The organism is Cupriavidus cauae, from assembly GCF_026210475.1.
Lineage (GTDB): Bacteria > Pseudomonadota > Gammaproteobacteria > Burkholderiales > Burkholderiaceae > Cupriavidus > Cupriavidus cauae.
Window position 1 is genome coordinate 3,187,808 of sequence record NZ_CP080293.1, and the last position, 17,798, is coordinate 3,205,605.

Below are 17,798 nucleotides of genomic sequence, written 5' to 3' on the forward strand. Positions count from 1 at the left end.
CGCCGCTCAGAGCTCGACCACGCGGGCCGTCAGGCCGGTGGCGCGGACCCGCTTTTCGGCGGCATCGGCGGCATCACGGTCCGAGAACGGGCCGGCGCGCAGCAGGATGCGTTCGCCGTCGGCCAGCGCCTTGCGTTCGATATATGCGGGCACCTTGTTCGCCTTCAACTTGCTCATCCACTGCCTGGCCTTGTCCTCGGTCGAGAAGGCGCCGACGAGGATCACGTATTTGCCGCTGCCGGACGATTTGGCTTCGGCCTTGTCGGTTTTCGATTCGGCCTTCGATTCCGCCTTGGGATCGGGTTTCGCCTCGGCCTGGCGCGCCGCTTCGGTACGCTCGGCCGGCTTTTCCGGCGCCTTGTCGGCCGCGCGGGCCGCCGGTGCGCTGACCAGTTCCTCGCCGGCATCGAGCGCCTGCGCATCGAGGCGCGATTGCTGCTGCGGCGCCAGCGGCGCGGCCTTGCGCGGTTCCGGCCTGGCCTGCGCCTCGCCCTGGCCGCCGCTCAGGCGCACCGCGATCTGGTCGGCGGCGGGACGCGGCTCGGTCTCGAAGACGATCGGCAGCACGATCACCGCGGCCACCGTCATCACCAGCGCGCCGATCAGGCGACGCCGCGCGCGTTGCTTCTGGGGGAATTCCGGGTCCAGCATGTCGTCCGCATAGTCGTCGCCACCGCGGTCGCCACCCCGGCGCATGTCGCGGCTGCCGGCGCGCGCGCCGGCTGCTCCGGCGTCGGCGCTGCGGGCGCGCCGTGCGCGCTCCGGTGCCGCGTCTTTGCCCTTGCGGAAGGAAAACAGCGAAAGCAGGCCCATAGATTGGTTCGGTGCGGGCGGCAGGCGCGGCCGCCCCTTGAGTTTGTCGCTCGACCGCGGCGCGTGCCCCGGCAGTGCCCCGGCAGTGCCCCGGAAGTGTCCCGGGAAAACGGTGCGGCAGGCTAGTTCGCCTGAGTCGCCCGGTACGCCATCACGCCGGCCACGGTGTAGAACGATCCGAAGACCAGGATTCTATCATTCTCGGTGGCACGCTCGATGGCGTCCCGATAGGCCGCCTCGGGGCTGGCGAAGCACGCCGCGGTGGCGTCCGGGCCCGGCCGGAAGCCGCCCTGCTCCAGGTGCTCCAGCAGGTCCTGGGCGCTGGCCGCGCGGGGTGTCGGCAGGTCGCACAGGCACCAGTGATCGACCTTGTCGCTCAGGTGGCGCAGCACGCCGGCGATGTCCTTGTCGGCCATCGCGCCGAACACCGCGTAGGTGTAGCGGAAGAAGCCCATGTTCTCCAGGCTCTGGCCCAGCGTCGCCGCGGCATGGGGGTTGTGGGCGACATCGAGGATCACGGTCGGACGCCCCGCCATCACCTGGAAGCGGCCCGGCAGATCGACGAAGGCGAGCCCGTTGCGTACCTCCTGCGCGCTGACCGGCAGCCGGTCGCGCACCGCCTGCAGCGCGGCCAGCGCGGCCGACGCGTTCAGCAGCTGGTTGGCGCCGCGCAGCGCCGGATACCCCAGCCCATTGAGCTTGCGCCCGCGGCCGCTCCAGTCCCACTGCAGGCGCTCCTGCCCCTTGGCGGCCTGGTGCTGGAAATCGCGCCCGACCAGCCACAGGTCGGCGCCGATCGTCTCGGCATGCTCGACCAGCGAGGCCGGCGGCATCGGGTCGCCGCAGATCGCCGGCACATGCGGGCGGAAGATGCCCGCCTTCTCGAAGCCGATCTTCTCGCGGGTATCGCCCAGGTACTCGGCATGGTCGATATCGACGCTGGTGACGATGGCGCAGTCGGGATCGAACACATTGACCGCGTCGAGCCGGCCGCCCAGCCCGACCTCGAGGATGATCGCGTCGAGCTGCGCGGCGGCGAAGGCATGGACGATCGCCAGCGTGGTGAACTCGAAATAGGTCAGGCTGACCGGGTCGGCGAAGCGGGTGCGGGCGCGCTCCACCGCCTCGAAATGCGGCAGCAGCTGCGCGTCGGTCGCCATCTCGCCGTTGATGCGCGCGCGCTCGTTGAACGACAGCAGATGCGGCGAGGTATGGCAGCCGACCTTGTACCCCGCCTCCAGCAGGATCCGCTCGAGCATCGCGCAGGTCGAGCCCTTGCCGTTGGTGCCGCCCACGGTGAACACCAGCGCGTCGATGCGCAGGCCGAGCGCTTCCTTGACCCGGCTGATCCGGGTCAGGCCCATGTCGATGCCGACCGGGTGCGCGGTTTCGAGGTGGGCCAGCCACTCGGGCAGGGAGGAGAAGATAGGCATGATGCTGCTGTGATGTGCTGCGGTTCGCGCCCGGTTACGCCAGGCGTCCCATGCGGTTTCCTCCCCTCTCCCGCTGGCGGGACAGGGGTTGGGGGAGAGGGCAGCTCAACACCACCCCGCCTCCCCAACCCTCTCCCGCTGAGGGGGAGAGGGAGAACACCCTGCGGCGAACCATACTATCCAATGAAAAACGCGGACCAGGTCCGCGTCGTCAAACCATCCTTCGGCGATCGGGGTCCGCTCAGGCCACCGCGTCGGCCGGCTGCTTCTGCAGCAGCGCCAGCAGTTGCGCGAGCTCGGCACGCAGCTTGCGCCGGTCGACGATCATGTCGATGGCGCCCTTCTGCAGCAGGAACTCGGCACGCTGGAAGCCTTCGGGCAGCTTCTCGCGCACGGTCTGCTCGATCACGCGCGGGCCGGCAAAGCCGATCAGCGCCTTGGGCTCGGCGATCACCACGTCGCCCAGGAAGGCGAAGCTGGCCGACACGCCGCCCATGGTCGGGTCGGTCAGCACGCTGATGAACGGCAGCTTGGCGCCCGACAGCTTGTTCAGCATCGCGGTGGTCTTGGCCATCTGCATCAGCGACAGCAGGCTTTCCTGCATGCGCGCGCCGCCGGTGGCGGTGATGCAGATGAACGGCACCTTCTGCTCGAGCGCGGCCTGCGCGCCGCGCGCGAAGCGCTCGCCGACCACCGAACCCATCGAGCCGCCCATGAAGGCGAATTCGAAGCAGCTGACCACCACCGGAATGGTATGGATCGCGCCGCCCATCACCACCATCGCGTCGGTCTCGCCGGTCTCGTCCATCGCCGCCTTGATGCGGTCCGGATACTTCTTCGAGTCCTTGAACTTGAGCGCGTCGACCGGCACGATTTCCTGGCCGATCTCATAGCGGCCCTCGGCGTCGAGCAGCGAATCGAGCCGCTCGCGCGCGCGGATGCGCATATGGTGGTCGCACTTGGGGCAGACATGCAGATTGGCCTCGACGTCGGTCCGGTACAGCACGGACTCGCACGACGGGCACTTGACCCACAGGCCCTCGGGGATGCCCTTGCGGGACGAGGGGTCGGTCTGTTGAATCTTGGGGGGCAGGAGTTTATCCAACCAGCTCATCAAAACGCTCCTTTCGGATAAGGCCGCGGCCTGGCGCATCGCGAAGTGATATGGCGCACGCGCGCGCAGGGGGCAGGCCCGGCCATCGGCCAAGGCGGCGAATGTACCACGGGCGCCGCACAAGGGCCGAGATTCTGTGCCGCGGAAAGCAGGAATCGGCGGCCGTCGACGGGGAAATGTCGCCAGAGCCCGCCGATGGCCGCCGATATGAGGCTAATACATCACGCCTTGGCGTCCAGCGCCGTGCGGATCTCCGCGATGAACGAACGCAGCGATTGTACCGCCTGTTCCCGCGGCGCTTCCTCCAGCAGTTGCACCAGCCGGCTGCCGATCACGACCGCGTCGGCCACGCTGGCGATCGCCCGCGCGGTCTGCGCGTCACGGATGCCGAAGCCGACGCCGACCGGCAGGTTGGCGTGGCGCTTGATCACCGGCAGGCGCGCGGCGACGCTGTCCAGGTCCAGCGCGCCCGAACCGGTCACGCCCTTGAGCGACACGTAGTACAGGTAGCCGCTGGCCACCTTGGCGACCTGCGCGATGCGCGCATCGGTGGTGGTTGGCGCCAGCAGGAAGATCGGATCGATGCCGTGCTCGCGCATCAGCTGGGCAAACGACTCGCACTCCTCGGGCGGGTAGTCGACCACCAGCACGCCGTCGACGCCGGCCTCACGAGCGGCCTGCGCGAACGCGCGCTCGCCCATCCGCTCGATCGGGTTGGCATAGCCCATCAGCACCACGGGCGTGCCGGCGTCGCGCTGGCGGAATTCGCGCACCCAGCCCAGCACCTGGGTCAGGCTGACGCCGTTGGCCAGCGCCCGCTCGGACGCGCGCTGGATCACCGGGCCGTCGGCCATCGGGTCGGAGAACGGCACGCCCAGCTCGATCACATCGGCGCCGCCCTCGACCAGCGCATGCATCAGCGCGACCGTCAGGCCGGGCTCGGGATCGCCGGCGGTGATGAAGGGAATCAGGCCCTTCCTGCCTTGTGCGGACAGCGCCGCGAAAGTCGATTGGATGCGGGACATGGTCAGGATGCGAGGTGGGGCAGCGCGTCCGCCGGACCGGCGTCGTTGGCGGCTGCCGGGGTAGACGGGGTAGACGGAGCCGAGGCGGCGATCGCGGCGACGGAGGCATTGGCGGCGGCTTGGGAGGCAGCCTCCGCCGCGGCTTCAGCGGCGTCCGCCGCCGCGGCGGCATCGGGCCGCGCCAGCGGCATCACCGAGGCGACGCGCGCCCGCGCGACATCGACATAGTCGGGATTGATCTCGAAGCCGACGAAGCGGCGCCCATGCCGGGCGCAGGCCACCGCGGTGGTGCCGCTGCCGGTGAACGGATCGAGCACCAGCCCGCCGGGCGGACAGCTGGACAGCACCATCCGCTCGACGATCTGCAGCGGCTTCTGGGTCGGATGGTCGGCGCGCTCCGGGTCCTGCCGATGGATGCGCGGCACGCTCCACAGGTCCTTCGGGTTGTAGCCGACCTCCAGCCACTTCTTGCCCTCGAAGCGCGGCCGGCTGCGCGCCTTCTTGGTCTCGGCGTCGTACGGCACGCGCACCGAGTCCAGGTCGAAGTAGTAGTCGCGCGCCTTGGCGAAGAAGCCGATGTTGTCGTGCACCGACGAATACTTGCGCGTGGTGCCGCCCATGCTGGGCACGCGCCGGTCCCAGATGATCTCGTTGACCATCGTCAGCCGGCGCTTGAGCATCACGAACAGCTCGGGCGAGTACTGCCAGGTGCAGAACAGGTACAGCGAGCCGCGCGGCGACAGCTTGGGCACCACCGCGTCGATCCAGCGCTCGGACCATTCCAGATAGGCCTGGCCCGACAGCCGGTCCGAATCGTTGCCGTAGTCCTTGCCGAGCCCGTAGGGCGGGTCGGCGACCACGAGATCGATCGAACCGTCGGCCAGCCGGCGCACGCCGTCGAGCACGTCCTCCTGGTACAGCAGGGCCGGCAGCGCCGGCGCGGCGGTCAGCGCGATCGCGTCGTCGCCGCCGCCCGTCGGCGTGGTGGTATCCGCGGCGGCGGCGCCCGGTGCGGCTTCGGGAAGCGTGCGCATCAGAGCGTCAACCCCGCACGTTCGGCGACCGTGTGCATGTCCTTGTCGCCGCGCCCGGACAGATTGACCAGCAGCAGCTTGTCCTTGGGCAGCGTCGGCGCCAGCTTGCACGCGTAGGCGATCGCATGGCTCGATTCGAGCGCCGGGATGATGCCCTCGATGCGGCAGCAATCGTGGAAGGCGCGCAGTGCCTCGTCGTCGGTGATGCAGACGTACTCGGCGCGGCCGCTGTCCTTGAGCCACGCGTGCTCGGGACCGACGCCCGGATAGTCCAGCCCCGCCGACACCGAATGCGTCTCGATGATCTGGCCGTTCGGATCCTGCAGCAGATAGGTGCGGTTGCCGTGCAGCACGCCGGGGGAACCGGCGCTGAGCGACGCAGCGTGCCGGCCGGTGTCGATGCCGTCGCCGGCCGCCTCGACGCCGATCAGCCTGACGTCCTGGTGGTCGATATACGGATAGAAGATGCCCATCGCGTTGGAGCCGCCGCCGATGCAGGCGATCACCGCATCGGGCTGCCGGCCGGTCAGCTCGGGCATCTGCACCTTGGCCTCCTCGCCGATCACGCACTGGAAATCGCGCACCATTGCGGGATACGGGTGCGGGCCGGCGACGGTGCCGATGATGTAGAAGGTGTTCTCGACGTTGGTCACCCAGTCGCGCATCGCCTCGTTCAGCGCGTCCTTCAGCGTCCTCGAACCGCTCTCGACCGGCACCACGGTGGCGCCGAGCAGCTTCATCCGGTAGACGTTGGCGGCCTGGCGCTTGATGTCCTCGGCGCCCATATAGACCACGCACTCCATGCCGAAGCGCGCGGCGATGGTGGCGGTGGCCACGCCGTGCTGGCCGGCGCCGGTCTCGGCGATCACGCGCGGCTTGCCCATCTTCCTGGCAAGCAGGGCCTGGCCGATCACGTTGTTGATCTTGTGCGCGCCGGTGTGGTTCAGGTCCTCGCGCTTGAAGAAGATCTGCGCGCCGCCGAGCGTCTCGCCCCAGCGCTGCGCATGGTAGATCGGCGACGGCCGGCCGACGAAGTGCTTCAGCTCGCGGCGGAATTCGGCGTCGAACTCGGCGTCGTTCTTCAGGCCGGCATAGGCCTCGCGCAGTTCGTCCAGCGCATGGGTCAGGGTCTCGGAGACGAAGGTACCGCCATAGGGGCCGAAATGGCCGCGGGAATCGGGCAGGTTGTACATGAGTGGGGCTTCCGGGTGGCGCGGCCGTCCTCGATGGATCGGCCGCGGCAGGGGAACAGGGTGGCTTGCGGGACCGGCGCGATGTCTGTCATCGGCGCCGGTCGGTCGCCAGGCTCAGGCGGCGTGGTTGGCATCCGCGGCGCGCACCGCGCGCACGAAGTCGGCGATGCGGGCGGGATCCTTGACGCCCTTGGCCGCCTCCACGCCGCTGCTGACATCGACGGCGTAGGGGCGCACGCGCTCAATCGCGCCAGCCACGTTTTGCGCGTTCAACCCACCACTCAAAACGATGCGAGGAGCGGCGCTTGCGGTTCGATTGCCGTTGCATGGTGATGTGCTGGGGCTAGGCGCAATCCATCCGGGAGGGATCAGGGTCCAGTCGAAGGCGTGGCCGCCGCCGCCATAGCCTTCGACGAAGGCATCGAGCAGGATGGCCGCGGCGTCACGATATTGATCGCCGAATTCTACCAAATCGAGGCCGGGGCGCACACGCGCGGCGCGCAGGAACGGCAGCCGGCAGCGCTGGGCGGCGCGCGCGCAGTCCTGCGCGCTCTCGTCGCCGTGGAACTGCAGCAGCGACAGCGGCACGCGCTCGGCCACGTGGGCGATGTCCTCGGCGTCGGCATTGACGAACAGGCCGACCACCGCGACGAAGGGGCCGGCGGCCTCGGCCAGCGCCGCGGCGCGGGCCACGTCGACATGGCGGGGACTGCCGGGATAGAACACCAGCCCGATCGCATCGGCGCCGGCGTCGACCGCCGCGCGCACATCGTCCTCGCGCGTCAGCCCGCAGATCTTGATGCGGGTGCGCGGGCGGACCGGCACAAACTCGGCCGGCGCAGCGGCGGGCGCGGCTGCGGCGCCGGGCGCGCTAGTTGGCGAAGGCATCGGCAAACACTCCATGAAACAGGCTGCCGGCCGGATCGGCGGCCGGGATGCCATAGGGCTCAGGATACCTGACCCCGGCCAGATACAGGCCGTCCGGCATGAAGGTGGGCGCGGCCATGCTGCGCTGGCGCGAGGCCAGCACCTCGGCCAGCCACGAGGCCGGATAGCGACCCCGCCCCACCGCCACCAGGCAACCCATCAGGTTGCGGACCATGTGGTGCAGGAAGGCGCTGGCGCGAAAACGCAGGAACACCCAGTCGCGGTCGGCGTGGATGCGGATCTCGTACATCGTCTTGACCGGCGACTTTGCCTGGCATTCGGCGGCGCGGAAGGCCGAGAAATCGTGCTCGCCGATCAGGCAGGCGGCGGCCTCGCGCATCGCGTCCACGTCGAGCCGCTTGCCCGGCGGCAGCATCAGGTAGCCGGCGCGGCCGTGCACCAGCGGCGCGCGGTGCGGTCCGGTATAGAGCGCGTAGTAATAGGTCCGCTCGAAGGCGGCAAAGCGCGCGTGAAACGCCTCGTCGACCGGCTTGGCCCATTGCAGCGCGATCGTCGGCGGCAGGAAGGCATTGACGCCGCGCACCCAGGAGAACGGTTCGCGCGACAGCACGGTATCGAGATGGATCACCTGCCCCAGCGCATGCACCCCGGCATCGGTGCGCCCCGCCACGGTGGTCGGAAGCCGCTCGCCGGCGAAGCGGGCGATGGCGTCCTCCAGCACGTCCTGCACGGTATTGCGATGCGGCTGGGACTGCCAGCCGGAGAAGGCGGTGCCGTCGTAGTGGAGGCCGAGGGCAAGACGGGTCATGGATGCGGGGTTACGGACGCGGGGGCGTGTCGGCGGGCTTGTCGGGGGGCGCCATGATATCAGGCGAGCCCTTGCGGGGCCGGTCGCCCGGGTCGTTGGCGTCGGCGGCATCTGCGGCATGGCGGCCGGCATCCCCGCCGGCATCGAGGTCGAGCGAGATCCCGCCGAGGTCGAAGGCCAGCGGGCGGGGCATGGGCGCGGCGGCGCGGGCGGTGTGCGATACGCCGCCGGCGCCCTCGTCGCCGTCATTGACCTGGATGCCCTCGTTGCCCGCGTCTGCCTCGATGTCCTCGATGCCCTCGTCGGCCTCGATGCCCTCGTCAGCCTCGCCGCCCTCGCGGGCCGCGATCGGGGGACCGGCGAAGGCCTGCGCCGCGGAAGCCGGCGCCGCGATCGGCTGGTCGCCGGTGGGCGCCGGGAAGGCGTCCAGCGGCAGGCTCAGGCCGGTCAGCGCGACCGGCGCGCCGGCGAGGATATCGTCGCCCGCGGTGGGCGCGCCGGGCTCCCGGGCCAGCGGCCGGCGCTGGCGGCGGTACAGCGCGTAGCCTCCCAGCAGCGCGATCACCAGGCCGCCGCCGGGCAACGTCCACGGGCTCTGCAGCAGCGTGTCGAACCAGGAGGCCGAGGCGTGCAGCGGGGAGGCGGCGGGGGTTGAGGCGGCCGCAGCCGCCGACGCCGATGCGGACCTCGCCGGCGCAGCCGCGGCCGGCTGCGCCCCTTGGGCGACCGCGGCTGGCGCGGCCGCCGTGGGCTGCGTGCCTGGCGCGACCGTGGCCGGCGCCGCCGATGCGCTGGCGCCCTGCCCTTGCCCTTGCCCTTGCCCTTGCCCTTGCCCTTGCCCTTGCCCTTGCCCTTGCCCTTGCCCTTGCCCTTGCCCTTGCCCTTGCCCTTGCCCCTGCGCCTGTGCCTGTGCCTGTGCCTGTGCCTGTGCCTGTGCCTGTGCCTGTCCCTGTGCCTGCGCCCCGCCCTGCCCTTCCTGCCCCAGCCTGGCCAGCTCGGCGCTCTTCATCTCCAGCAGGCGCTGCATGTCGCCGACGTTCTTGCGCAGCTGCGTCAGGCGCTCCTCCGCTTCGCGCAACTGGCGTTCGCGCGCGACCTGTGCTTCCGCGGTCTCGCCCTTCGGCGCCACGGCGCCGGCCTCGGGCTTGCTGAGCCGCAGTTCGTCGCGGGCCTGTTCGGGCACGGCGGCATCGCGCACGCGCGCGGTGATCTGGCCCCGCTGTTGCTGGCCGCTTTGCGGCTGCACCTGCATCGCGGCAGCGGCATCGGCCAAGCGGTTGCGGTAGGCGTCGAAGGCGCGGGTATGGGCGACGATCTCGCGGCGCGCCTCGGGCCCGGCGATCGTGCCGGCCTGCTGCGCCGACGGCAGCGACAGCACCGCGCCGGCCTTCAGGCGGTTCATGTTGCCGGCGATGAAGGCGTCGCGATTGGCGCGGTACAGCGCCACCACCATCTGATCGAGCGAGACGTCGTCGGCCACCACGCGCTGCTGCGCGAGCTCCCGCGCGATGCCGTACAGATGGTCGCCACGGCGCACGGTATAGCTGCCGCCGGCCATGGCGGGCGACTTCGTGGCGGGCTTGGCGGCCGGCTTCGTGACCGAGTCGGCGGCGGCGTTCGCGCCCGGCTTCGCACCCGAGTTGGCAGTGGCGGCCGGCCGTTGCTGCTCGGTCGCGGCAGCCGACGGCCCGGCCGGCTCCGGCGTGGCGGCCTGCACCAGCGGCGCCGCGCCGGCGTCGGGCTGCGCCGCGATGGCGGGATCGGCTGGCGGCGGGGCAAGCAGCACGGTGTAGGCCCTGGTCACAGTCCCCGTTGTGCCCGTTGCCCCAGTTGCCCCAGTTGTGCCCGTTGCCCCAGTTGCCCCAGTTGCCCCAGTTGTGCCAGTTGTGCCCGTTGTGCCCGTTGTGCCCGTTGTGCCCGTTGTGCCCGTTGTGCCCGTTGCCCCCGTTGTCCCCACGGTTCCCGCCGGCCCTCGCAGCTCCAGCAGCAGGTCGATGAAGGTCTCCCCCACCGGCTGCGCCGAGCGCAGCCGCGCCACCGGGTGGCCGTCGGCATTGCGCGTCAGCTCGATCCGCAGCCCCTCGGCCCCCGCCGGGTAGGTCAGCCCGGCCGCGGCATAGGCCTGCGGCGACGCCAGTGCCACCGTCAGGCCCTCGGCCTCTCCGGCCGCGACATCGCGCAGCTCGATCTCCGCCTGCAGCGGCTGGCCCTGCGCCGAGCGCACCTGCAGCGAACCGAGCGCCGCGGCGTGAGCGGCCGACGGCGGCAGCGCCTGGCTCAGCAGCACGCCGAGGGCGGCGGCCGCCAGCGCGTGGCGGCGCGGGCGGCGCGCACCTTGTGCACGGTGCGGATGGTTCGGCGTGGGGCGGCGGCGATGGTGGCTCACAGGGACCTCATGCGGGTGGGGGTTCGACGGGCGATCGCGCGAAAGCACGGTATTGTGACCCAGGACCCCGACGGAACAATGTCCGGAAACGACGACGCCGCGCATCGGCGCGGCGTCGTTGGCCAGCGGGTGGCGCGGCGGCGGCCTGTATGTTGCCTTGCCGCAACGCCACCTCGGCGGGATCAGCTCTCGATCAGGATCCGCAGCATGCGGCGCAGCGGCTCGGCGGCGCCCCACAGCAGCTGGTCGCCGACGGTGAAGGCCGACAGGTACTCGCCGCCCATCTGCATCTTGCGCAGGCGGCCGACCGGGATCGTCAGCGTGCCCGTCACGGCGGCCGGCGTCAGGTCGGTCATGCTGGCTTCGCGGGTGTTCGGCACGACCTTGGCCCACGGGTTATGGGCGGCCAGCATGCCTTCGATCTCGTCCAGCGGCACGTCGCGGCGCAGCTTGATGGTCAGCGCCTGCGAGTGGCAGCGCATCGCGCCGATGCGCACGCACAGGCCGTCGACCGCGATCGGCGTGGCGCCGGTCGCACCGAGGAAGCCGTCGCCGCGGCCCAGGATCTTGTTGGTCTCGGCGCCGCCCTTCCACTCCTCGCGCGACACGCCGTTGCCCAGGTCCTTGTCGATCCACGGAATCAGGTTGCCGGCCAGCGGCACGCCGAACTGCTTCGTTTCCTCGCCGGACAGGCCGTGCTGGGTCGCCAGGATGGTGCGGTCAATCTCGAGGATGGCCGAGGCCGGATCGTCCAGCAGCGGCTTGACCGCGGCGTTCAGCGTGCCGAACTGGGTCAGCAGCTCGCGCATGTGCTGCGCGCCGCCGCCCGAGGCGGCCTGGTAGGTCATCGAGGTCATCCACTCGACCAGGTCGTGCTGGAACAGCCCGCCCAAGCCCATCAACATGCAGCTGACCGTGCAGTTGCCGCCGATGAAATTCTTGACGCCCTTGGACAGCGCGTCCTTGATCACACCCTGGTTGACCGGATCGAGCACGATGATCGCGTCGTCCTTCATCCGCAGCGACGAGGCGGCATCGATCCAGTAGCCCTTCCAGCCCGCGGCGCGCAGCTTGGGGAAGACCTCGTTGGTGTAGTCGCCGCCCTGGGCGGTCAGCACGACGTCGCAGCGCTTGAGCGCCTCGATGTCGTTGGCGTCCTGCAGCGTGGTTTCGTTCTTCGCCATCGCCGGGGCCTTGCCGCCTGCGTTGGACGTGCTGAAGAAAACCGGCTCGATATGGTCGAAGTCGCGCTCTTCCTGCATGCGTTGCATCAGCACGCTGCCGACCATTCCTCGCCAACCGACGAGACCTACAATCATGACTAACCTCGGATGTGATTGAAACTTCCCCGCATTTTCCTCGCCCGGCGTGGCTGCGCGGGGAAGACGAGCAGGCACGACGAACGATCTAGGCGATCGTGGTTTTAATAATGGTTTTAATCGTCGTTGCGGTGATGGTGCCGCGCGCACCCGCGCCTGTCGTCGCGCGCAGGGCGGCCGTCGAGGCGATGTCAGTCGGGAGGGACCGGGGGTTCGGGAGCATCGGCGCAGTCTACACGATTTTGCGGGATCCGGCCGGGGCGCACGCGCCCCGGCCTGCGAGCCCTTACAGCGCGGCGAGCACGGCCTCGCCCATCTCGCGGGTGCCGACCTGCCGGCAACCCGGCGTGACGATGTCCGCGGTGCGGTAGCCCTGGGCCAGCACGGACTTGACGGCGTTCTCGATGCGGTCGGCCTGCTCGGCCTTGTTCAGCGAATAGCGCAGCATCATCGCCGCCGACAGGATGGTCGCCAGCGGGTTGGCGACGCCCTTGCCGGCGATGTCCGGCGCCGAACCGTGCGAGGGCTCGTACAGGCCCTTGTTGTTGGCGTCCAGCGAGGCCGACGGCAGCATGCCGATCGAGCCCGTCAGCATCGCCGCCTCGTCCGACAGGATGTCGCCGAACATGTTGCCGGTGACGATCACGTCGAAGCTCTTGGGTGCCTTGATCAGCTGCATCGCCGCGTTGTCGACGTACATGTGCGACAGCTCGACGTCCGGATACTCCTTCGAGACCTCGATCACGATGTCCTTCCAGAACTGGAAGGTCTCCAGCACGTTGGCCTTGTCGACGCTGCACAGCTTCTTGCCGCGCTTGGCCGCCGCCTGGAACGCCACGTGGGCGATGCGGCGGATTTCCGGCTCGCTGTAGCGCATCGTGTCGAAGCCCTCGCGCGCGCCGGGGAACAGCCCGTCGGTCGCCGTGCGCACGCCGCGCGGCTGGCCGAAATAGATGTCGCCGTTCAGCTCGCGCACGATCAGGATGTCCAGGCCCGCCACCAGCTCGGGCTTCAGGCTCGAGGCGCCGGTCAGCTCGGGATAGCAGATCGCCGGGCGGAAGTTGGCGAACAGCTGCAGATGCTTGCGCAGGCCCAGGATGGCCTGCTCGGGGCGCAGCGCGCGCTCCAGGCTGTCGTACTTCCAGTCGCCCACCGCGCCGAACAGGATCGCATCGGCCTGCTGGGCCAGCTTGAGCGTCTCCTCGGGCAGCGGGTGGCCCTTGGCCTCGTAGCCGGCGCCGCCCACCGGGGCGGTTTCCATCTCGAACTTCTCGTCGAGCGCGTTCAGGACCTTGACGGCCTGTTCGACGATCTCGGGGCCGATGCCGTCGCCCGGCAGGACTGCGATCTTCATGCTGTGTTTGCCTTGTTGTCGTTTCGGTTCGTTGCAATGCGCGCGCGGCTCGGCGCGCGCTGTGCGGTGCTACGGCGGCGTCAGCCGACCAGCCGGTTGTTCAGCCACGGCATCTTCGTCACGCGCTCGGCCTCGAAGGCGCGGATCTTGTCCGCGTGGCGCAGCGTCAGGCCGATATCGTCGAAGCCGTTCAGCATGCAGTACTTGCGGAACGGCGCGATGTCGAACTCGAAGCCCGCGCCCGACGGCGTGATCACGGCCTGGCGCTCCAGGTCGATGGTCAGCTGGTAGCCGTTGAAGGCGTTGGTCTCGTTGAACAGCTGGTCGACCTGGGCCGCGGTCAGCACCACCGGCAGCAGGCCGTTCTTGTAGCAGTTGTTGAAGAAGATGTCGGCGAAGCTCGGCGCGATCACCGCGCGGAAGCCGTACTGCGTCAGCGCCCACGGCGCATGCTCGCGGGAGCTGCCGCAGCCGAAGTTCTCGCGCGCCAGCAGGATCGACGCGCCCTGGTAGCGCGGCTGGTTCAGCACGAAGTCCGGGTTCAGCGGGCGCTTGCTGTTGTCCTGGCCGGGCTGGCCGACATCGAGATAGCGCCATTCGTCGAACAGGTTCGGGCCGAAGCCCGTGCGCTTGATCGACTTGAGGAATTGCTTCGGGATGATCGCGTCGGTATCGACGTTGGCACGATCGAGCGGCGCCACCAGGCCCTTGTGTACAGTGAACTTTTCCATGGTCTCGTCCTTGGTTCCGGGGTCGGCGATGCGTCAGCCGAGCTGGCGGATATCGACAAAATGGCCTTCGATCGCGGCCGCCGCGGCCATCGCCGGGCTGACCAGATGCGTGCGGCCGCCGGCGCCCTGCCGGCCCTCGAAATTGCGGTTCGAGGTCGAGGCGCAGCGCTCGCCCGGATCGAGCCGGTCGGCATTCATCGCCAGGCACATCGAGCAGCCCGGCTCGCGCCATTCGAAGCCGGCGGCCTTGAAGACCTTGTCCAGCCCTTCGCGCTCGGCCTGTTCCTTGACCAGGCCCGAGCCCGGCACCACCATCGCCAGCTTGACGTTCGGGGCGATGCGGCGGCCCAGCTTCTGCACCACCCAGGCGGCGGCGCGCATGTCCTCGATCCGGCTGTTGGTGCACGAGCCGATGAACACCTTGTCGATGCGCACGTCCTGGATCGGCACGTTCGGCTGCAGGCCCATGTACTGCAGCGCGCGTTCGATCGCGTTGCGCTTGTTCGGGTCCTTTTCCTTGTCCGGATCGGGAATGCGGTCCTCGATGCTGATCACCATTTCGGGCGAGGTGCCCCAGGTGACCTGCGGACGCACTTCCTCGGCACGCAGCTCGACCACGCGGTCGAAATGCGCGCCCGGGTCCGAATGCAGCGTGCGCCAGTAGGCGACCGCCTGCTCCCATTCGGCGCCCTGCGGCGCGTAGGGACGGCCCTTGACGTATTCCAGCGTGACGTCGTCGACGGCGATCAGGCCGGCGCGCGCGCCCGCTTCGATCGCCATGTTGCAGACCGTCATGCGCCCTTCCATGGTCAGGTCGCGGATCGCCGAGCCGGCGAACTCGATGGTGTAGCCGGTACCGCCCGCGGTGCCGATCTTGCCGATGATGGACAGCACGATGTCCTTGGCGGTGCAGCCGCGCGGCAGCTTGCCCTCGACCTTGACCAGCATGTTCTTCGCCTTCTTGCCCAGCAGCGTCTGCGTGGCCAGCACGTGCTCGACCTCGGAGGTGCCGATGCCGTGCGCCAGCGCGCCGAAGGCGCCGTGCGTGCTGGTGTGCGAGTCGCCGCAGACCACCGTCATGCCCGGCAGCGTCGCGCCCTGCTCCGGTCCGATCACGTGCACGATGCCCTGGCGGTGGTCGTTCATCTTGAACTGCGTGATGCCGTAGGCGTCGCAGTTGGCGTCCAGCGTGTCGACCTGCAGCCTGGAGATCGGATCGGCGATGCCGTGGCTGCGGTCGGTGGTCGGCACGTTGTGGTCGGACACCGCCAGGTTCGCGCTGATGCGCCACACCGGCCGCTCGGCCAGCTTCAGCCCTTCGAACGCCTGCGGGCTGGTCACCTCGTGCAGCAGGTGCCGGTCGATATAGAGCAGCGTGGTGCCGTCTTCCTCGACGTGCACGGTATGGTCGTCCCAGAGTTTGTCGTAGAGCGTCTTGGCCATGTCGCGGGGGGCGGCGACAGCCTCGCCGAGGCGGGCCGGCACCGCTGATAGAAGTTGCGGGGAGGAGGTCTTCGCAGCGTCGGTGGCAGCGCGGGGCTGCGTGGCTGCGTTTGCTTGACTTCGGGGGGAATTATGCCGGAAACCCCGGCGAAACAAGGGTTTGGCGCCGCCAGCGATGTAATGTGATTGGCGAAAGGGGGATTTCGCGGATGGCGAAAACGGGGTTTTGGCGCCGGTTTTGACACCGTTCTCGAACGCCCCGTTTCGCAAGGCCTCGTTTCGCAAGGCCCCGTTTTGCAAGGGCGCGTTTTTCAGGGCCGCGCTTTTCGGGGCCTTGCAAGGCCGGCGGCGGGCGGCTGCCCGCTCGCCCGCCCCTTCCCTCCGTCAAGCCGTCGATGCCCTCAATCCAGCCTGAACGTCCGCACCACGCCGGCCAGCCGGCCCGCCTGGTCCTGCAGCATCGTGGCCGCCGCGGTCGACTGCTCCACCAGCGCCGCGTTCTGCTGGACCATCTGGTCGAGCTGCCCCACCGCCGCATTGACCTCCTGGATGCCGCGCGTCTGCTCCTGCGCCGCATGCAGGATTTCGGAGATCACCTGCGACACGCTGTTCACGTTGCCGACGATCTCGCGCATGGTCCCGCCGCTGCGCTCGACCTGCTCGGAGCCGGCGTTGACGCTGCTGACCGTCGACTCGATCAGCGTCTTGATTTCCCTGGCGGCCTGAGAACTGCGCTGCGCCAGCGAGCGCACTTCGCCCGCCACCACCGCAAAGCCGCGCCCCTGCTCGCCGGCGCGCGCCGCTTCCACGGCGGCGTTCAGCGCAAGGATATTGGTCTGGAACGCGATGCCGTCGATCACGCCGGTGATGTCCGACACCTTGACCGCCGCCTGCTGCACGTCGCCCATGGTCTGGACCGCGGCGTCGATCGCCTGCCCGCCCTCGTTGGCGACCTGCCTGGCCTGCACCGACGAGCGCTCGGCGGCGCGGGCAGACGCTTCGGACTGCCCCACCGTGGCCGTGATCTGCTCCATCGACGCGGCGGTCTGCTGCAGGCTCGCGGCCGCCGATTCGGTGCGACGCGACAGGTCGGCATTGCCGGCGGCGATCTCGTTGGCGGCCCCGTGCACGGCCTCGCTGGCATCGCGGATCTGCCGCATCACGCCGACCAGCTTGTCGGCAAACGCGTTGAAGGCGACGGCGATCTGCGCGACTTCGTCCTTGCCCTGCGCCGGCAGCCGGCGCGTCAGGTCGCCGTCGCCGCTGCCGATGGCCGCCATCGCATCGCGAATCGACGACAGGCGGCGGAACGAGACCGCCGTCACGGCCGCCATGATCAGCGCGGCGGCCAGCGCCACGACGACCAGCGAGATCACCGAGGCGACCAACACCGAACGCATGCCCGCGGTGGCCTCGGCCTTGTCCAGCGCGATCACCGCCATCCAGTCCGTGCCCGGAACGGCGGTGACGCCCAGCAGCTTGGCCTCGTCGCCGACCATCACCTCCATCGGCGTGTCGAGCCCCAGCTGCGCCGCCAGCTTGTCGCCGTCGAGACCCGGAATCAGTTCGCCGATCGGCTTGAGCATGAGCTTGTCGTCGCCGTACGCGACGATCTGGCCGTTGCGCGACACCAGGATGCCGAAGCTGCTCGGCGTCGGATGGATCGAGCGCACGTTGTTGACCACGCCGTCCATCGGCACATTGCCGCCGACCACGGCGCGCAGGCTGCCGTCGCGGACGATCGGCACCGCGAACGTCACCACCATCTTGCCGGTACTGGCCGAGACATAAGGCGGGGTGACCACCGGCTTGCCGGCGGCCGCGGCGAGCTTGTACCACGGCCGCGAGGTCGGGTCGAAGCCCGGCTTCACGCTCTCGGGATTCGAGAAATGGTGGCGCTTGTCGGGGTAGCCGACGAAGGTGTTCAGAAAGCCGCCGGCCTCGACGATCAGCTTCAGCACGGGGCCGGGTTCGTCCTGCAGCGCGGCCTCATGCAGCGCGGCCATGCTGGCCGTGTGGGCCGACACCCATTCGGCGATGGCATCGACATGGCCGGCCTGCACCGCGCGCAGGTTGTTGCGGATGGCTTCGTCGTTGTAGCGGGAGGCAACGAGGTGATTGACGAAGGCGTTGCAGACCAGCGCGACGACGACGATGGCGACGGAAAATCCAACGATGCGCGCGCGCAGCGAGGCAAACATGTGATTACCCCTTCTCTTGTGATGGGCCGGATGCAGAGGATTACTGCATCGATTTA

The 17,798-nt window shown here is 69.5% G+C and carries 14 protein-coding genes; all 14 read right to left on the reverse strand.

Going from position 1 to position 17,798, the window contains the following annotated elements; all coding sequences use genetic code 11:
• Nucleotides 1–6 precede the first annotated feature (6 nt).
• Nucleotides 7–813: an SPOR domain-containing protein gene (locus KZ686_RS14215; protein WP_149317006.1), complete on the reverse strand. Its 807-nt coding sequence runs from the start codon at nucleotides 811–813 to the stop codon at nucleotides 7–9.
• Nucleotides 814–935: 122 nt separating this feature from the next.
• Entirely contained in the window at nucleotides 936–2,246 is a 1,311-nt protein-coding gene (gene folC, locus KZ686_RS14220) for a bifunctional tetrahydrofolate synthase/dihydrofolate synthase (RefSeq protein ID WP_265632667.1), read from the reverse strand.
• A gap of 241 nt (nucleotides 2,247–2,487) precedes the next feature.
• Complete coding sequence (accD, locus tag KZ686_RS14225) at nucleotides 2,488–3,360, reverse strand: acetyl-CoA carboxylase, carboxyltransferase subunit beta (protein WP_149317004.1); 873 nt, start codon at nucleotides 3,358–3,360, stop codon at nucleotides 2,488–2,490.
• 221 nt (nucleotides 3,361–3,581) lie between these two features.
• Nucleotides 3,582–4,385, reverse strand: coding sequence for a tryptophan synthase subunit alpha (trpA, locus tag KZ686_RS14230; protein WP_149317003.1), 804 nt, complete (start codon nucleotides 4,383–4,385; stop codon nucleotides 3,582–3,584).
• A gap of 2 nt (nucleotides 4,386–4,387) precedes the next feature.
• On the reverse strand, nucleotides 4,388–5,419 hold the full coding sequence (locus KZ686_RS14235; RefSeq protein ID WP_265632668.1) for a DNA-methyltransferase: 1,032 nt from the start codon (nucleotides 5,417–5,419) through the stop codon (nucleotides 4,388–4,390).
• Nucleotides 5,419–6,612, reverse strand: a complete 1,194-nt coding sequence (trpB, locus tag KZ686_RS14240) for a tryptophan synthase subunit beta (RefSeq protein ID WP_265632669.1) — start codon at nucleotides 6,610–6,612, stop codon at nucleotides 5,419–5,421. Before trpB ends, KZ686_RS14235 begins: the two co-directional genes overlap by 1 nt.
• A gap of 114 nt (nucleotides 6,613–6,726) precedes the next feature.
• Nucleotides 6,727–7,500: a phosphoribosylanthranilate isomerase gene (locus KZ686_RS14245; protein ID WP_149317000.1), complete on the reverse strand. Its 774-nt coding sequence runs from the start codon at nucleotides 7,498–7,500 to the stop codon at nucleotides 6,727–6,729.
• A complete protein-coding gene (gene truA / locus KZ686_RS14250) occupies nucleotides 7,484–8,308 on the reverse strand; it encodes a tRNA pseudouridine(38-40) synthase TruA (protein ID WP_150083588.1) in 825 nt (274 codons plus the stop codon). Before truA ends, KZ686_RS14245 begins: the two co-directional genes overlap by 17 nt.
• A gap of 10 nt (nucleotides 8,309–8,318) precedes the next feature.
• A complete protein-coding gene (locus KZ686_RS14255) occupies nucleotides 8,319–10,694 on the reverse strand; it encodes a type IV pilus assembly protein FimV (RefSeq protein ID WP_265632670.1) in 2,376 nt (791 codons plus the stop codon).
• A gap of 182 nt (nucleotides 10,695–10,876) precedes the next feature.
• A complete protein-coding gene (gene asd / locus KZ686_RS14260; RefSeq protein WP_150082706.1) occupies nucleotides 10,877–12,013 on the reverse strand; it encodes an aspartate-semialdehyde dehydrogenase in 1,137 nt (378 codons plus the stop codon).
• A 286-nt stretch (nucleotides 12,014–12,299) separates the two neighbouring features.
• Entirely contained in the window at nucleotides 12,300–13,367 is a 1,068-nt protein-coding gene (gene leuB / locus KZ686_RS14265) for a 3-isopropylmalate dehydrogenase (protein WP_149316996.1), read from the reverse strand.
• 80 nt (nucleotides 13,368–13,447) lie between these two features.
• Nucleotides 13,448–14,098 (reverse strand): 3-isopropylmalate dehydratase small subunit, encoded by a 651-nt coding sequence (leuD, locus tag KZ686_RS14270; protein WP_149316995.1) that lies wholly within the window; start codon nucleotides 14,096–14,098, stop codon nucleotides 13,448–13,450.
• 33 nt (nucleotides 14,099–14,131) lie between these two features.
• Nucleotides 14,132–15,541, reverse strand: a complete 1,410-nt coding sequence (leuC, locus tag KZ686_RS14275) for a 3-isopropylmalate dehydratase large subunit (RefSeq protein WP_226107514.1) — start codon at nucleotides 15,539–15,541, stop codon at nucleotides 14,132–14,134.
• Nucleotides 15,542–15,942: 401 nt separating this feature from the next.
• Nucleotides 15,943–17,742, reverse strand: a complete 1,800-nt coding sequence (locus tag KZ686_RS14280; protein ID WP_265632671.1) for a methyl-accepting chemotaxis protein — start codon at nucleotides 17,740–17,742, stop codon at nucleotides 15,943–15,945.
• Nucleotides 17,743–17,798 lie beyond the last annotated feature (56 nt).

Excerpts from the sequence above, each read along its gene's own strand:
- KZ686_RS14280 (WP_265632671.1), bottom strand. The coding sequence starts at position 17,742 with ATGTTTGCCTCGCTGCGCGCGCGCATCGTTGGATTTTCCGTCGCCATC.
- trpB (WP_265632669.1), bottom strand. The coding sequence starts at position 6,612 with ATGTACAACCTGCCCGATTCCCGCGGCCATTTCGGCCCCTATGGCGGT.
- leuD (WP_149316995.1), bottom strand. The coding sequence starts at position 14,098 with ATGGAAAAGTTCACTGTACACAAGGGCCTGGTGGCGCCGCTCGATCGT.
- KZ686_RS14235 (WP_265632668.1), bottom strand. The coding sequence starts at position 5,419 with ATGCGCACGCTTCCCGAAGCCGCACCGGGCGCCGCCGCCGCGGATACC.
- trpA (WP_149317003.1), bottom strand. The coding sequence starts at position 4,385 with ATGTCCCGCATCCAATCGACTTTCGCGGCGCTGTCCGCACAAGGCAGG.
- folC (WP_265632667.1), bottom strand. The coding sequence starts at position 2,246 with ATGCCTATCTTCTCCTCCCTGCCCGAGTGGCTGGCCCACCTCGAAACC.
- truA (WP_150083588.1), bottom strand. The coding sequence starts at position 8,308 with ATGACCCGTCTTGCCCTCGGCCTCCACTACGACGGCACCGCCTTCTCC.
- leuC (WP_226107514.1), bottom strand. The coding sequence starts at position 15,541 with ATGGCCAAGACGCTCTACGACAAACTCTGGGACGACCATACCGTGCAC.
- KZ686_RS14215 (WP_149317006.1), bottom strand. The coding sequence starts at position 813 with ATGGGCCTGCTTTCGCTGTTTTCCTTCCGCAAGGGCAAAGACGCGGCA.
- leuB (WP_149316996.1), bottom strand. The coding sequence starts at position 13,367 with ATGAAGATCGCAGTCCTGCCGGGCGACGGCATCGGCCCCGAGATCGTC.
- KZ686_RS14245 (WP_149317000.1), bottom strand. The coding sequence starts at position 7,500 with ATGCCTTCGCCAACTAGCGCGCCCGGCGCCGCAGCCGCGCCCGCCGCT.
- asd (WP_150082706.1), bottom strand. The coding sequence starts at position 12,013 with ATGATTGTAGGTCTCGTCGGTTGGCGAGGAATGGTCGGCAGCGTGCTG.
- accD (WP_149317004.1), bottom strand. The coding sequence starts at position 3,360 with ATGAGCTGGTTGGATAAACTCCTGCCCCCCAAGATTCAACAGACCGAC.